The sequence below is a fragment of the Paenibacillus sedimenti genome (assembly GCF_014534655.1).
Classification (GTDB): domain Bacteria; phylum Bacillota; class Bacilli; order Paenibacillales; family NBRC-103111; genus Paenibacillus_E; species Paenibacillus_E sedimenti.
In genome coordinates this window covers 761,545-777,030 of record NZ_JACVVD010000001.1, presented here as the reverse complement: position 1 = coordinate 777,030, position 15,486 = coordinate 761,545, and the positions used below count along the sequence as shown (strand labels likewise).

The window sequence follows — 15,486 nt, the reverse complement described above, 5'->3', positions numbered from 1 at the left end:
TATCAGAATAACAAAATTTCAAAAATAAATATATACCGTGCCATCCGCATTACGTATATTAGACGCAAGAAATTGCATTTGGTTTAATGCCGAATTACACTCCCGTTCAGCCCCTTTCCTGGACATGAGTTAAATTACTATCCATTGTAATCCTTTTAAACTGAAGGCATAGTACTATGTTTATGTAGTACCAAAGAAGAGAATATTGTAAGTAAGGCTTGTCCAAAAGTGAGGGACTTCATCATGTTATACGGTTGATTTTAAAGTTGAACGCACCAAACGCAAAATTGCCCTTCAAGGAGCGAACCTGTTTACACAGGCCGAAATTGAAGTCCGCGTAAAAGTGATTATCCGTCGAATCGGACGGGGATTCACCTTGGAAATCTGCTCCAGCTTACCGGACAGCTTAATTTATCCTCATCCTCGAGAATATCATCCCTTGACGTACTTCAAGTTGAACCTCACCCATCTTGTCAGTTCGAAATATCTGAACCCCAGCCTGTTTTAATCGCTGCATAACATCCGGAGCAGGATGACCATAACGATTATTCGCTCCGGCCGATATGACAGCCAGTGTCGGTTTCCAATAATCCAGCCACGCCCCTGTAGTTGATGTTTTACTTCCATGATGAGCAACCTTAAGCACGTCAATCTTTGGTTGCTTCTCTGACTTTTCCTTGAAACTTTCGAGTAAGGCCGCTTCCGTTTCTTTCTCCATATCCCCTGTAAAAAGCCATCGCGTCCCTTGCATCTCTAATAGAAAAACAATGGATTGAGCGTTCTGCTCCTGAAGCAATTCCACCTGTTTGGTCCGACCGGCAAAAGGATAAAGCACCTGAAGCCTTGTTTCCGGATCGAGCTCGATCCACTCGCTTGTATGCGCAGTTAATAGCGGTACTTTACGATTCAACGCAGTGGTGAACAATTTCTCTATTCCTGCATTTGGCTTCAAGGTTCCATTGAAAAGGAACTGTTTGACCGGAACTTGTTCCATCACCGCTTGCAACCCTCCGCTATGATCGGCATCCTCATGCGTCAGAACAAGAAGATCCAACGCATGGACACCTCTCTTCTTCAGCAGCGGCACAAGCACTTTACGACCGACCTCAAAAGGATCTTTGCGCCGCTTCCATTCCTCCCCGCGTTTCTCGAAGGTGATCGTTCCTCCTCCGTCGATAAGAACATGTTTGCCGTGAGGAGTATGGATCAGAATACTATCGCCTTGTCCAACATCGATAAATTGCACCAAACCGGAACGATCGAATCGATTCGGCGAATATCCGGTCCACAGTAAAATGGCGAAGCTGACAACAGAAGTGAAAAGCAAGATTCTAAGCAGTTTCCCCTTCTTGTATAAATACGATTGTAATACGATCGGGTTATCTGACCTTTGAAGCTGATGCCGTTTATGCAAAAGTACGTAGATTAAAACTAGCAATAAGTAAAAAACAGCGATCCACGCCAAACTTGGCGAGGGCCAAATCATTTTGAACCCTCTCAGCTGCTGTAGTTTGTCCGTCACCCAGAATACGACAACGTTAAGCCAAGACAAGAGCCATCCGACACACGCGCCGGCAGGTATGTGCAGAAGTCCTGCTGCTAAAGCCAGAAGCCCTGCCGGAAAGACAACCATACTAATAACCGGGACCAATACTGCATTGGCAAGCCATGATAGTAAAGAGAATTGATTAAAATAATAAATCGAGACCGGAAATGAGACCAATTGGGAAACGATGGTGATGGATATTGTATTCCGAAGCACCTGAGAGGATATAGCGTCTTCTATTAGTTCATTCACTCTTTGAACACCGATAATGAGGCCTAACGTGACCAAAAAGGAAAGTTGAAAACTAACGTCCAACATATAATAAGGATCCCATACGAGCATCAGCCATGCGACGATAGCCATAATATGAAGTACATCCTTCAGCACTCCCCGCCTGGCCGCATACAAAGCGACGATCGCCATGAGGCCCGCTCTTATGATGGACGGAGATGCTCCTGTCAGCAGGATATAAAAGGGCAGGAGCAGCATCGATACCAACAGGTAGGTTTCTCTGGCAAGCTTCATTCTGCGCATGATCCATATGCAGACACCAAGAAAAACAGCCACATTGAGGCCGGATATGGCTAAAATATGCGTAAGTCCCAGCTCCGAAAATTGCTGGAACCGTTCAGGATCAAGATCGTCCTGCATGCCGATCAGCATGCTTTTCATGAACCCCGCTTGTGATGCGGGGAAAATCTGATCCATGCGCTTGCCGAGGGCGTCGCGCAGCTCGTCGTTCCAGCGCAGCAGCTGAACGACGCTAACGCGAGAGGCCGCAGGCTCGACCTGCGCCTGATCCGCACCCTTGGCTGTGAGCAGCCAGTGTGTGTGGTGAAGGCGCAAGTATCGGCGGTAATCGAAACCGCCGAAATTGCGGGCTGGCGCCGGGCTGCGAAGCGTCCCCTGCAGCGTCAGGGCGTCGCCCCGGCGCCAACCCGCCGCTTGCGCCTGCTGCTCCTGCTGGAGCAGGCGCAGCGAAACCTGAACGCTTTCCCCGCCGAGCGGGAAAGCGTCGGATTCATGGAAGCGGATGGACTCCGCTTCCACGGCGAAGCTGGCCCTGTCGCCGTCGACGGAGACAGGGCTTGCAATACGGCCGAGCAGCGTGACCTCGCTGCCGCCCAGACTTTGCTGCTGCTGCGTGAGCGGCAGCAGCGCGGAAATATTCCGCTGGTCGTTCCAGTGGTAGTAGCCGTAGGCTACACCGACCAGCAGCAAAGCGCCTGCAAGCAGCCTTCCCGGCAGCCGGAGCGCATAAATTACGATCAGCGCTAGCAGAATTAGCGCGCTAGCCGTTAAAGAAAGCCACGGCAGCTCAATGTATAGCGCGAGTGAATATCCGGTTATCCACAGACAACACCCAAGAACAACTGGTCGTTTCATCTGAACCTCCATTTATTTTTTGTCGTTTCCTTTCATCACTATCCCCTTCGCTCAGATGCAACGTCGGATACAACCGGGTAGAGTACGACTACTGCTTGCCTGAGGAAAAGGTATAGTACAGCAACAAGATGAGCCGAAGGGACAGTACCTACAGCAGCATGCTCCACATGAGCTAAAGGGATAGTGTCAATAGCAACATGCTCCACATGAGCCGTAGGGATAGTGCCAGCAGCAACGGGCTCCATGAGCCGAAGGGATAGTGCCAGCAGCAACATGCTCCATATGAGCCGTAGGGATAGTGCCAGCAGCAACATGCTCCATATGAGCCGTAGGGATAGTGCCAGCAGCAACATGCTCCACATGAGCCATAGGGATAGAGCCGGCAGCAACGGGCTCCACGAGCCGAAGGGATAGTGCCAATAGCAGCACAAAGGTGTATAAACCAAAGGCTGCACATTAGCGATCAGCCGCAACAAAACGAAAAACCTCTTTCCACACCGGCACACATGGCCGTTTGCAGAAAGAGGTTCTTCCCCTATTATGCTTTCAAGCAATATTAGTTTATTACTTCTGAAATGGTGCCGGCTGGGGGCTCGTAGGCTTCCATTCTTCGAAAGGTAATGCCTCTTGCGAGCATGAGGCTGCTTACTTTTTCGTGATCCTTCGGGTAGCCTCGGTGAAATACAATTTCGGTCACGCCGCTGTTCGCCAGCATGTTAGCGCAAGTCCAACAGGGTTGGTCGGTCACGTAAACGGTTGAACCCTCACGGTCTTCCCTGTCAGTAAAGAGCAGGAGGTTCTGTTCGGCGTGAATGGTGCGGATACAGCGCTGTTTGCGAATAACTTCCTCTTTGTCCTCGACGACCTTTAACTCGATCTCTTCAACAAGCATGCAACCCGCTTCGCTGCAATCGGGCACCCCCATTGGGGCTCCATTATAGGCTGTTCCCAGAAGCTTTTTCCCCTGAACAAGTACAGTTCCAACGTGTCTGCGACTGCATTGCGAACGAGTGGATGCCATATAGGCGATATCCATAAAATAGGTGTCCCAGTCTTTGCGATTTCTCATAGCCGCTCTCTCTAGCTCCTTTTATTTCTGACTGGCCTTGATAGCCTGATCCAAATCATGAATAATATCGTCGATTCCTTCCGTCCCGATAGAGAGACGAATCATGCCAGGTGAAACGCCAGCGGACACTTGTTCTTCCTCGCCGAGTTGTTGATGTGTCGTGCTGGCGGGTGAGATAATGAGCGACTTGGAATCGCCTACGTTGGCCAAATGGGAAAACAGCTGAACCGCATTAATCACTTTGCGTCCTGCTTCAAGACCGCCCTTTATGCCGAATGTGAGAATCGCCCCTTGGCCTTTCGGCAAATATTTTTGCGCGAGCACATAGGATGGATGACTCTCCAGCCCCGCATAATTAACCCACTCGACAGCTTCGTGCTTCTCAAGAAATTCCGCAACTTTCAAGGCATTCGAGCTATGGCGTTCCATACGAAGATGCAGCGTTTCCAGTCCCTGCAGCAGCAAAAATGAATTAAATGGCGATATCGCCGCCCCCATATCACGCAAAAGCTGAACTCGCGCCTTAATAATATAAGCAATCGGCCCAACAGCTGCTGTATAAACAACGCCATGATAGCTCGGATCCGGTTCTGTCAAGCCAGGGAATTTACCGCTAGCTTGCCAATCGAATTTCCCTCCGTCTACGATGACGCCGCCAATTGACGTACCATGACCTCCGATAAATTTGGTTGCGGAATGAACAACAATATCGGCTCCATGCTCGATAGGTCGGAGTAAGTAAGGGCTAGGGAATGTATTGTCTACAATAAGCGGAATACCGTGTTCGTGCGCAATTGCGGCTATAGCTTCGATATCGAGCACATCCCCTTTCGGGTTGCCGATCGTTTCCGCATACAATGCTTTGGTTTTATCCGTGATCGCAGCCCGATAGTTTTCCGGATTAACCGGATCTACAAAAGAAACGTGAATGCCCAACTTCAGCAAAGTTGTTGAAAATAAATTATAAGTTCCGCCGTATACGCTCGAAGCGGATACAATTTCGTCACCGGCTCCGGCAATATTAAGAATGGAATACGTAATAGCCGCTTGACCGGAAGCCGTCGCAAGTGCCGCCGGAGCGCCTTCGAGAGCGGCAATCCGCTTTTCGAAAACATCCGTAGTCGGATTCATCAAACGCGTATAAATATTGCCGAATTCCTTGAGTGCAAATAAGTTTGCGGCATGCTCGGTGTCCCGGAAGCCATAGGACGTAGTTTGGTACAAAGGAACAGCTCTGGATAACGTGGTTGGATCTATTTCCTGACCTGCGTGAACGGCTAATGTTTCGATGGACAATTTACGGTCTGCGGACATTTACATTCATTCCCCCTCAGGTAAAATTTCCCTATTATCTTCTCATACTTCCCGGTAAATTAAAAGAATGACTATGGCTTAGACACATAAATAAGCGGCTTCAGCTTCTCCAGCATTTTCTCGCCAATTCCTTTGACTTCCGTCAGCTCCTCTATCCGGCTAAATTGCCCCTTTTGCTTTCGGTAATCGATAATTGCCTTGGCTTTGCTGGCTCCAATTCCGGGCAATTGATCTAATTGCTCCAGAGTAGCAGAGTTCAAATCGAGGTGTGGTACGGAGGATTTTCCGGGAGCTGCAATCATTGACGTAGATGATGGTTTTGGTGATGGGATCATAGAAGGCTTGGCCGATGCGGACGAATCCGGGAGCGTCCCTGATGCAATTGATGGCATCGTTGAAGTTGCAATCGGCTCCGTCGAGGCAGATGGAACCGCGGAAATTGCAGGCGCTGACTTTTGCTCCATTTCCACTTTGGCGGGAGATTGAGTTTGTTCGGCTGTTTGGGCGATAAGCTGCTGCATTTGATCGTTGACCGGTTGAAATTCCGTTCGGACCATGGAGCGTCCGCCTAGCGCAAATTGCCAGATGATATACCCAAATAAACAGGCTGAAACAGCAGAAATCGCGATCCAACCCCTTTTATTACTAAATAATTCCACGAATTCTCTCCTTTCATAGCATGAATGTTTGTTAATGAGCATATAGATGAAAAAGCATCTGAGTGGAATAAATGCTTGGGCCCAGTTCTAACCAACTGTATGAGGCACAACTAGGGTGACTGAACATTATTGGGAGGGATAACTAGATGAAAGCAGGATTCATCGGTACTGGGAGTATGGGAAGTATTCTAATTGAAGCGTTCATTCACTCCGGTGCATTCAACCCGGAGCAGATCATTGCGGGTAATCGTACGATCAGCAAAGTGGAGCATCTGGCACAGACCTATCCGGGACTGCATGTGGCCCGATCAAATAGAGAAGTTGCGACTCAAAGCGATCTCATTTTTCTATGTGTGAAGCCGTCAGAGTTTAAAACTGTTATTGATGAAATTAAAGAGGACGTGCTTCCTTCTCACATGTTTGTGTCGATTACAAGTCCTGTGCTGCTTAAGCATTTGGAATGTTTGCTGCCTGCCAAAATCAGCAAGATCATCCCTAGCATCACAAACTATGTACTCAGCGGCGCTACTCTGTGTATTCATGGCAACCGTATGCAGCCGGAGGACAAGGAATGGCTGGAAAATATACTCGCTCATATCTCCTCGCCAATTCGTGTTTCCGAAAATTTCACGCGTATTTCTTCCGATCTATCGAGCTGCGGACCTGCATTTCTTGCTTATGTTATCCAATCGTTCATTGACGCCGCCGTGGAGGAAACGGGAATTTCCAAAGAAGAAGCTACGCTTCTTGCCAGCGAAATGACGCTGGGTACCGGAAAACTTCTCACAACCGGCGGATTCGATCCTGTCGCTCTGCAAAAACGCGTAGCTGTACCCGGCGGTATCACGGCTGAAGGCTTGCGAATTATGCATAATGGGCTGATCGGTATATTCCACCAAGTCATTCGTGCCACACATGCAAAATACGAAGAAGACCTTGAGAAGGCTGAGCTGCAATTCACCTTGAACCAACAGCCTTCTCAATAGCCAACTAAGCGTATTATCCTACAACGATGTTAACCAGCTTTCCTTTAACGATAATCAATTTGCGAACGGCCTTTCCGGCGGTCGCTTCTTTGACTTTGTCGAGATTCATAGCCAATTCTTGCATGGAATCTTCTTCCATGTCTTTGGAAATAAGAGCACGATCGACGATTTTACCGTTGACTTGCACAACGATTTCAATTTCGTTATCAACAGTCCAAGCCTCATCATAGGATGGCCATGGCTCATAAGTGACCGATTCTGTGCCGCCAAGCTTTTCCCACAGCTCTTCAGCTAAGTGAGGAGCGATCGGGGACAGCATTTGGACGAAATTTTTCATGGCTTCCAGTGGGAGGCGCTCTGTTTTGTAAGCTTCATTGACGAAAATCATCAATTGGCTGATCGCTGTATTGAACCGCAGGGCGTCAAAGTCCTCGGTTATTTTTTTGACTGTACGGTGCCATGTGCGTTTGAATGTATCGCTGCCCAAAGTTTCATCCGCGCTGATTTTGGAATGAAGCTGACCGTTGTCATCGACAAAGAGTCTCCAAACACGGCTCAAGTAGCGGTAAATACCATCCACGCCCGTTGTATTCCAAGGCTTAGTCGCCTCGAGCGGACCCATGAACATTTCGTACATGCGCAGCGTATCGGCGCCTTGTTCGCTTACGATATCGTCAGGATTCACAACGTTTCCGCGGGATTTACTCATTTTCTCCATGTTCTCGCCGAGAATCATGCCTTGATTAACGAGCTTGTGGAACGGCTCTTTGGTATGAACAACACCGAGATCGTACAGTACCTTGTGCCAGAAACGCGCATACAAGAGGTGAAGTACGGCATGCTCAGCGCCGCCGATGTACAGATCAACCGGCAGCCATTGCTGCTGCAGATCGTGCGAGCAAAGCTCCTGGTCATTGCGCGGATCGATGAAGCGCAGATAGTACCAGCAGCTGCCAGCCCATTGCGGCATCGTATTCGTCTCGCGGCGGGCTTTCATGCCCGTCCCCGGATCGACCGTGTTCACCCACTCGGTTACGTTCGCTAGCGGTGATTCTCCTGTTCCGGATGGCTTAATCTCGTCGACTTGAGGCAGAAGCAGAGGCAGTTGATCTTCAGGAACCGGCTTCATGGTGCCATCCTCAAGATGCAGAATCGGAATCGGCTCACCCCAGTAGCGCTGACGGCTGAACAGCCAATCTCTCAGACGGTACGTGACTTTGCCGCGGCCTTTGCCGTTTTGTTCCAGCCACTCGATCATCCGGCTAATCGCCTGCTCATTGTTTAAACCGTTAAGCAGCTCCGAATTGACATGTGCGCCGTCTCCGGCATAGGCTTCTTTCTGAACATCTCCACCCTGCACGACTTCGATGATTGGCAGACCGAATTGCTTAGCGAATTCCCAGTCGCGCTGGTCGTGACCCGGGACAGCCATGATGGCACCCGTACCATATCCGCCGAGCACATAGTCGGCGATCCAGATCGGCACTTTCGCGCCGTTTACCGGGTTGATTGCGTAAGCGCCGGTGAATACGCCAGTTTTATCTTTCGCCAGATCCGTGCGTTCCAGATCGCTTTTGCGGGCCGCTTTTTCTTGGTATTCCTGGATTGCTGCTGTTTGCGCTTCAGTCGTAATGGCTGCAACAAGCTCATGCTCCGGCGCAAGCACACAGTAGGTTGCTCCGAACAAAGTGTCTGGGCGCGTTGTAAACACAGTCAAACTTTTCTCGGCGTGCCCGTCAATCGCAAACTGCACCTCTGCGCCTTTGGATTTGCCAATCCAGTTGCGCTGCATATCTTTGATGCTCTCGGACCAATCGAGCTCTTCAAGGTCTTCCAGCAGACGCTCCGCGTATTCTGTGATTTTCAGAATCCATTGACGCATTGGCTTGCGAATCACCGGGTGTCCGCCGCGCTCGCTCAGGCCATCGATCACTTCTTCGTTCGCCAGAACCGTTCCGAGGGCCGGACACCAGTTCACCGGCACTTCATCGACGTAGGCAAGGCCTTTGTTGTACAGTTGGATGAAAATCCACTGCGTCCATTTGTAATACTCGGGATCTGTCGTACTGATTTCACGATCCCAATCGTAAGAGAATCCGAGCGACTTGATTTGCCGGCGGAACGTATCGATGTTCTTATTCGTGAAGTCGCGCGGATCATTTCCCGTATCCAGCGCATACTGCTCGGCCGGCAGACCGAAAGCGTCCCACCCCATCGGGTGCAGCACGTTGTAGCCTCTCATCCGCTTAAAACGGGAAACGATATCCGTTGCCGTATAACCTTCCGGATGTCCGACATGCAGTCCTGCCCCGGATGGGTATGGGAACATATCCAGTGCGTAAAATTTCGGCTTATCCGAATTTTCCAGCACTTTGAATGTTTTCTTTTCATCCCAGTACTTTTGCCATTTCGGCTCGATCGCTTGCGGATTGTAACCAATCTGCTCTCTTGTTTCTTTAACTTCCTGTGACATATGCAAGATCCTCCTGTTCATGGGCGCTCAATACGCCAAAAAAACCCCTCATCCCTAGCGGATATCGCTAGGGACGAGAGGTTAAATTCCCGTGGTACCACCCTAGTTAACACGCGGCATACTTTGCCTGTGTTCACTCTGCCCCTTAACGCGGGTGAAACGATCCGGCTAGCACCCACTGTTGACGTCGGCGTTCACCTTCTAGCTCAGAGGCGAGTTCACTTGCTGCATCTGCCGGCTTTCACCTGTTTCCCGGCTCTCTGAAAGATGCTGCGCCTAGCTACTATTCCTCTTCAAAGCATTAATCTTCTGATTAGCTTTGATTATATGTAAAATAATGCCGCACTGTCAAGCCGCGAATCACGTATGATGAATTATTTTCTCGCCGCAAAGAAAGCTCTCTGAGTCTTTGATGTCGGTTGTTCCCAAGTAAAATCGGCAGCCATATGAACCTCAGTAAAACCAACCTTGAGAAGCTGCTGTTCTAACCATTGCAAGGGATAAGCGCGCTGGACATGCACCTCATCGATACGTCGGAACAACTCGGCAGGGCCGTCTTGAACAAAAATCGTCAAGTCGTGTTCAATCTGAACTCGTTCTTCATCCAGTTCGCTTGTCCAAATATAGGAAACGTCTTCTTCATTGAGAAAAAAAGGTTGCGAATCGGCATATGCAAACAACTGCTCCGGGGTATGCACATCGAACAGGAAAATGCCGCCTGGCTTCAGGTTAGCATACGTTTGCCGGAATGCTTGAACTATATCCTCTTCCTCCAGCAAATAGTTGATGCAGTCGCAGAAAGAGATCGCTATGTCCACCTGTTCGCCAAGTTCCCATTCCCGCAAATCCTGCTGCACCCAGCGCAATGCGCCGGTTTTGAGCAGTGTACATTGCTGCTCAGCCTTTTGTTCGGCCACAGCAAGCATGTCCTCGGATAAATCGATGCCCGTTACCCGGTACCCTTCGAGCGCAAGAGGAATTGCCAGAGTCCCTGTGCCGCACCCTAAATCAGCAATTGTCACAGGGTTTAAGCCGAAACGCTTGAAGCTCTCTCTGGCAAATCGAAGCCATTCGCCATAAGGCATGCTTTCCATGAGGCGATCGTATGTATACGCAAACCGCTCGTAGCTCATCCTAGCCCTGCGTCTCCTTAGAGTTTTGTGGAGCAAAACTTGCTTCGGAAGCATCAGCTTGTTTCAGATAGGTCCAGTTCTCCTTCTGGTAGATGAGACCTTCCTTCATCAGCTTACCCATCGCGCGTTTGAAGGCTGCTTTGCTCATACCAAACCGATCGCTGATCAAATCCGCTGACGTTTGATCCGAGTAAGGCATCGCTCCGTTTGGCCGCTCTTTCAGAAAACTCAAGATGCGAGTGGCATCTTCATCCATTCCCTTTTCCTTACGAAGCCGCATTGACAGGTTCACACGGCCGTCTTCTTCACGAACGAAAGCGATTCTAGCCTTTACCGTCTCCCCAACGCGAAGCAAGCGAGTGCGCTCAGGTGCTGCAATGAGCCCGATGATGCCGAAACCAAGAACACCGGCGTCACAGACGACGAAAGTTCCCATTTGTAAAGGCTTGTACACACGGGCTTCCACCCACTGGTTTTTCCAGCTGGATGGAGCTCTCACACAAAGCGGAGCCAGATCCTCCTCTGTCGCAAGCTTGGCAATCAAGCGCCCTTGCCGGTCATGCGCGAGCGTTACATATATCTTGTCTCCGACTTGAGGGCGCAATGTTTCAAGTTCAGGCACATGCTTGTAGGGGAGCAACAAATTCCGGCCAAGCCCCATTTCCAGAAAATAGCCAAATCGCGGGTGAATATCTACGACCTCAAGAAGTGCAACCTCACCCAATATCAAATGAGGGCGCTTCATCGTTGCAGTGATTCTATCCTGGGTATCGTGGAAAAGAAACACGTCAACACGTTCACCAGGTTTAATGGTACCCACGATTTCTCCATATGGCAAAAGCACGTCTTGAGAGCCGTCTGTCAGAAAATAGCCATTAGGTGGAACTTCTCTCGCCACTTCTAAGCTGACGAGTGTCCCCGCTTCCATTCTCATACGCGTTCCACAACTTTGGCATCGGACCAAAGCCTCTCAATGTTATAATACTCGCGTTCATCGCGGTGGAATACGTGTAGTACAACATCACCCAGATCCAGAAGCACCCATCTTGCGGTATCGACGCCTTCGTAGCCTCGGATTCGCACGCCGTGCTCCTGCGCTTTTTTTCTGGCTTCAGTGGCAATAGCTTGCACCTGGGTCTCAGAATTTCCGTGACAAATAACGAAATAATCGGCGACTAAAGAAATACCCTGCAAATTCAGCGTCACCACGTTCATCGCTTTTTTGTCATCTGCCGCGTCCACCACTAGAGCCATTATTGCTTCTGGGGTCATGCTCATTCAATCATCCTCCTAGTTTAGGGATCTTTGAGCGGAGCTCAAAGTCTCTCCTTTTTGGGATCTTTGAGCTCTGCTCAAAGTCTCGCATAGTGTTAATGTTTACTCTTGAATTTGTTTTATCAAATAATTCCGTGTCATAATCGTAAGCGGATAAATCCGCTTCCCTTTGGAGACCAAAAAGCTGATCGTAGTATCGAAGCCGGCAAGAAGAGCCTTCTCAAGACTATGTTCAGCGATTTCACGAATATTATGCACGCCTGGAAAATCACGGCCCGGTTCCATGTAATCAGCCAAGCAAACAACCTTATCCAGCAGCGTCATGTTTTCGCGACCGGACGTATGGTACCGAATCGCATCCAATACTTCTTCGTCATCGATGCCGAATTGCGTTCGGGCGATGAAAGCGCCAGCATGTGAATGCCACAGTTCTTTATCATAGTCGAGCAAATCCTGCGGAAGATCGTTCTCGCGAATAATTTTCGCTTGCTCCTGTACCGGCCAATACTTGCAGTAATCATGAAGGATAGCTGCCAGATCCGCTTTAACAGGATCAGCCCCGTAACGGTTAGCCAATTGGACCGAGGTTTCCATGACGCCTAGTGTGTGCAGCCAACGCTTCTCAGGCATCTGCTCTTTCACGGCGGCTATCAGTTGCTCACGATTCATACAAATGATTCACCTCCATGTAGTTGTGAACAGCATCCGTTACAAGGTAACGGACGGATTTGCCCTTCAGCCTCTCTTCGCGAATCGCTGTCGAAGAAATTTCAACAAGCGGCATTGGCACAATCGTTACACGTGAACGAATGTGTATCGGAATTGTATCCATATCAAGCTCATAGCCGGGTCTGGCTAGCCCGATAAACCGAATATGCCGCACAATATCATCGATACGGTGCCATTGCGGCAAGTACTGTACCATATCCGCACCTATAATGTAAGCAAAATCAGTATCAGGATGCTGACTGCTAAGCAGCTCAATCGTATCGATACTATAGGATACGCCGCCTTTACCGATTTCGATATCAAGCGGGCGAAAAAAAGCGTTCCCCTCTGCAGCAAGGCACACCATGTCGAAGCGCTGCCGGGCCGTTGCTTTAGGTGCATTCGGCTTATGCGGCGGCACGTTAGCCGGCATCAGCCATACTTCGTCCAGTCCTGCTTCCACCCGCGCCCGTTCCGCCGCGATCAAGTGACCGGTATGAATCGGGTCGAAGGTGCCTCCCATGATTCCGACCAGCATACTTCCACCTCTTTACCAGCGTGTTCATTATCCGCTTATTACGGCAGTTCGATTTTTTTATTGTCGCGGGACTCTTTATAGAGTACGACAATTTTACCGATCACTTGCACGAGTTCTGCGCCGGACTTTTCCGACAGCTCTTGCCCGACTTCATCGCGATCTTCTCCGCTGTTATTCAGTACTGTGATTTTGATCAATTCACGAACTTCCAGCGCTTCTTGAATATGACGAATCAAATGATCGTTTACGCCGCCTTTACCTACTTGGAAAATCGGATCAAGATGGTGCGCCAAAGAGCGCAAATAACGTTTTTGCTTGCCTGTTAACATGTGTGTCCCTCTATTCTTATTCAGTTAACGACTGCTCTACCACCTGTCTCATCGCCGCAACGGGCGCAGGGGTTCCAGTCCAATATTCAAACGCATAGGCGCCTTGATAAATAAACATACCGAGCCCGCCGTGAATGCGAGCTCCTTTCGCTTCAGCTTCCCTGAGGAAACGCGTAATCCGCGGATTATAAATTAAATCACTGACCAGATGGTGTTCGCGCAGATGATCGACAGACATGGGAAGCTCGTCTACGCTTGGGTGCATGCCCGCGGAAGTCGTATTGACGATCAAACCGGCTGCGTCTACGACATCTCCAAGCTCGTCCAATCCAAGCCCGACTGCTTTGGTAAAAGCGCCAATCGTCGCTGCCAACTCCACCGCCCGCTCTTTAGTACGGTTGGCGATGTATATGCAAGCCGATCCCTCTTTGGCAAGCGCATAAGCAACGCCTCGAGCCGCTCCGCCGGCACCTAGCAGCAATACATGTTTGCCCTGCAGCTGGATGCCAGTCTCTTCCTTAAGAGAACGAACATAGCCGATGCCGTCCGTGTTATAGCCTATAAGTCGACCAGCCTCATTCACGATGGTATTGACGGCGCCGATGACCTGCGCCCCTCCATCGATCTCGTCAAGATACTGCATCACTTCCACTTTGTGCGGGATTGTGACGTTCACACCGCGATAGCCAAGCGCGCGAATACCGCGAACCGCATCGCCCAAACCTTGCGGGCTCACGTGGAAAGCTGCATATGCGGCATTCAGACCCGTCTCCCGGAAAGCCCGATTCAACATGATCGGCGAACGTGAATGCCGAATCGGATCTCCGAATACGCCATATAGAATCGTATGGCTGTCTAGCGTCCGGTTGTTCTCCATGGTTTTTCGTTCCCCCTAAGAGTTTTCCGAAAGGAAAACTTGCTTCGTTAGCACTAGCTAAATCAACGATTCCCGCGCGATAACCTTGATCCCTTTCGGTGCATGCACAGCCAACTCGGCTCCAGCTTCACTGTTCACTTTGATCCAGCCGAGACCCGATATCAGCACATCCATTCGTTTCCCCTTCGGAATGTGGATCGGGTGTTTCACCAGCTTCGGCAGCTCGTCCAAATCCGCTTTGACCGGAGGCACAAGCATCTCGCCCTTGTGACCTTCATACAACTCGTCTGCCCGCTCCAGCTTGGTGCGGTGAATTTGGACCGCGTTTGACGTATAGCAAGTGAACGATTGATGCTCGCCTTTGATAAAGTCAAAACGAGCCATTGCACCGAAGAACAGCGTTTGCTCGCTATTTAGCTGGAATACGATTGGTTTAAGCGGTTTATCCGGCATAATCCGCGACAAATCACGCTTGGTTACGACCTCGGTCAAACGATGCGAATATACAATCCCCGGCGTATCAACGATATAACGGCCGTCATCCAGCGGTATTTTCACCAGATCCAGTGTCGTTCCCGGATATTGGGATGTTGTCAGCTCCGCATCCAGGTCACTGTAATCGCTGATCAAACGGTTGATCAGCGTCGATTTACCGACATTCGTCGCGCCGACCACATACACATCCCGATTGCCGCGATGCTCCGCTACAGCAGAGATTACCCGGTCAAAGCCGATATTTTTCTTGGCGCTGCACAGCACAATATCTACCACGCGAAGGCTATGCTCCTTGGCTCTGCGCTGTACCCAGTTAATGATTTTGTTCGGATTCGTCACTTTAGGCAAAAGATCGATTTTGTTCACAACGAGCAGAATCGGATTACTGCCTACAAATCGTGCCAGCGAACTGATCATACTGCCTTCAAAATCGAAAATATCAACAATATTGACGACCAGTGCCTTCGTATTGCCGACATGGCTGAGCAGCTTCAAGAAATCATCCTGTTGCAGCGTAATGCTTGACGATTCATTATAATGTTTAATGCGATAGCAGCGCTGGCAGATGATCGGCTCTTTCTGAAAAGCTTCTACAGGCACATAACCCAGCTTCCCCTGCTCTTCAATCTGCAGCTCTACGCCGCAGCCGGCGCAGTGCATAATTTCGTCCTTACTCATGATGTCCTCCTAAGAGCTTT

At 49.8% G+C, this 15,486-nt stretch carries 15 protein-coding genes and 1 other annotated feature; of the genes, 1 reads left to right on the top strand and 14 read right to left on the bottom strand.

The window, feature by feature from the left end; all coding sequences use genetic code 11:
* Positions 1-406: 406 nt before the first annotated feature.
* The 5 genes from ICC18_RS02820 to ICC18_RS34515 form a co-directional block, all read right to left on the bottom strand.
* A complete protein-coding gene (locus ICC18_RS02820; protein WP_223192264.1) occupies positions 407-2,932 on the bottom strand; it encodes a DNA internalization-related competence protein ComEC/Rec2 in 2,526 nt (841 codons plus the stop codon).
* 38 nt (positions 2,933-2,970) lie between these two features.
* Entirely contained in the window at positions 2,971-3,408 is a 438-nt protein-coding gene (locus ICC18_RS02815; RefSeq protein WP_188172845.1) for a hypothetical protein, read from the bottom strand.
* Positions 3,409-3,488: 80 nt separating this feature from the next.
* Positions 3,489-4,001 carry a deoxycytidylate deaminase gene (locus tag ICC18_RS02810; RefSeq protein ID WP_188172844.1) on the bottom strand — a complete coding sequence of 171 codons (513 nt, stop codon included), beginning with the start codon at positions 3,999-4,001 and terminating at the stop codon, positions 3,489-3,491.
* A gap of 21 nt (positions 4,002-4,022) precedes the next feature.
* The gene (locus ICC18_RS02805) at positions 4,023-5,315 is read right to left on the bottom strand and encodes a homocysteine synthase (protein ID WP_188172843.1); all 1,293 of its coding nucleotides are present in this window, start codon (positions 5,313-5,315) and stop codon (positions 4,023-4,025) included.
* A 71-nt stretch (positions 5,316-5,386) separates the two neighbouring features.
* Entirely contained in the window at positions 5,387-5,974 is a 588-nt protein-coding gene (locus tag ICC18_RS34515; RefSeq protein ID WP_312029471.1) for a ComEA family DNA-binding protein, read from the bottom strand.
* A gap of 146 nt (positions 5,975-6,120) precedes the next feature.
* Between ICC18_RS34515 and comER the strand changes: the two genes are divergently transcribed.
* Positions 6,121-6,960 carry a late competence protein ComER gene (gene comER, locus ICC18_RS02795; protein ID WP_188172842.1) on the top strand — a complete coding sequence of 280 codons (840 nt, stop codon included), beginning with the start codon at positions 6,121-6,123 and terminating at the stop codon, positions 6,958-6,960.
* Between the two features lie 13 nt (positions 6,961-6,973).
* Here comER and leuS read toward each other — a convergent pair whose 3' ends face one another.
* The 9 genes from leuS to yqeH all read right to left on the bottom strand — a co-directional run bounded on the left by leuS (position 6,974) and on the right by yqeH (position 15,466).
* A complete protein-coding gene (gene leuS / locus ICC18_RS02790) occupies positions 6,974-9,433 on the bottom strand; it encodes a leucine--tRNA ligase (protein WP_223192263.1) in 2,460 nt (819 codons plus the stop codon).
* Between the two features lie 66 nt (positions 9,434-9,499).
* Positions 9,500-9,739: a binding site (T-box leader), on the bottom strand.
* Positions 9,740-9,807: 68 nt separating this feature from the next.
* Positions 9,808-10,566 (bottom strand): class I SAM-dependent DNA methyltransferase, encoded by a 759-nt coding sequence (locus ICC18_RS02785; RefSeq protein WP_188172841.1) that lies wholly within the window; start codon positions 10,564-10,566, stop codon positions 9,808-9,810.
* A gap of 1 nt (position 10,567) precedes the next feature.
* On the bottom strand, positions 10,568-11,500 hold the full coding sequence (locus tag ICC18_RS02780; protein ID WP_188172840.1) for a CvfB family protein: 933 nt from the start codon (positions 11,498-11,500) through the stop codon (positions 10,568-10,570).
* On the bottom strand, positions 11,497-11,844 hold the full coding sequence (rsfS, locus tag ICC18_RS02775; RefSeq protein WP_188172839.1) for a ribosome silencing factor: 348 nt from the start codon (positions 11,842-11,844) through the stop codon (positions 11,497-11,499). The genes ICC18_RS02780 and rsfS overlap by 4 nt, the downstream gene beginning before the upstream one ends.
* Before the next feature lie 99 nt (positions 11,845-11,943).
* Positions 11,944-12,510, bottom strand: coding sequence for a bis(5'-nucleosyl)-tetraphosphatase (symmetrical) YqeK (gene yqeK, locus ICC18_RS02770; RefSeq protein ID WP_188172838.1), 567 nt, complete (start codon positions 12,508-12,510; stop codon positions 11,944-11,946).
* Positions 12,500-13,087 carry a nicotinate-nucleotide adenylyltransferase gene (locus tag ICC18_RS02765; RefSeq protein WP_188172837.1) on the bottom strand — a complete coding sequence of 196 codons (588 nt, stop codon included), beginning with the start codon at positions 13,085-13,087 and terminating at the stop codon, positions 12,500-12,502. Before ICC18_RS02765 ends, yqeK begins: the two co-directional genes overlap by 11 nt.
* A 38-nt stretch (positions 13,088-13,125) precedes the next feature.
* Complete coding sequence (gene yhbY, locus ICC18_RS02760; protein WP_188172836.1) at positions 13,126-13,416, bottom strand: ribosome assembly RNA-binding protein YhbY; 291 nt, start codon at positions 13,414-13,416, stop codon at positions 13,126-13,128.
* A gap of 16 nt (positions 13,417-13,432) precedes the next feature.
* A complete protein-coding gene (gene aroE, locus ICC18_RS02755; RefSeq protein WP_188172835.1) occupies positions 13,433-14,293 on the bottom strand; it encodes a shikimate dehydrogenase in 861 nt (286 codons plus the stop codon).
* Between the two features lie 57 nt (positions 14,294-14,350).
* Positions 14,351-15,466, bottom strand: coding sequence for a ribosome biogenesis GTPase YqeH (yqeH, locus tag ICC18_RS02750; protein ID WP_188172834.1), 1,116 nt, complete (start codon positions 15,464-15,466; stop codon positions 14,351-14,353).
* Positions 15,467-15,486: the final 20 nt, after the last annotated feature.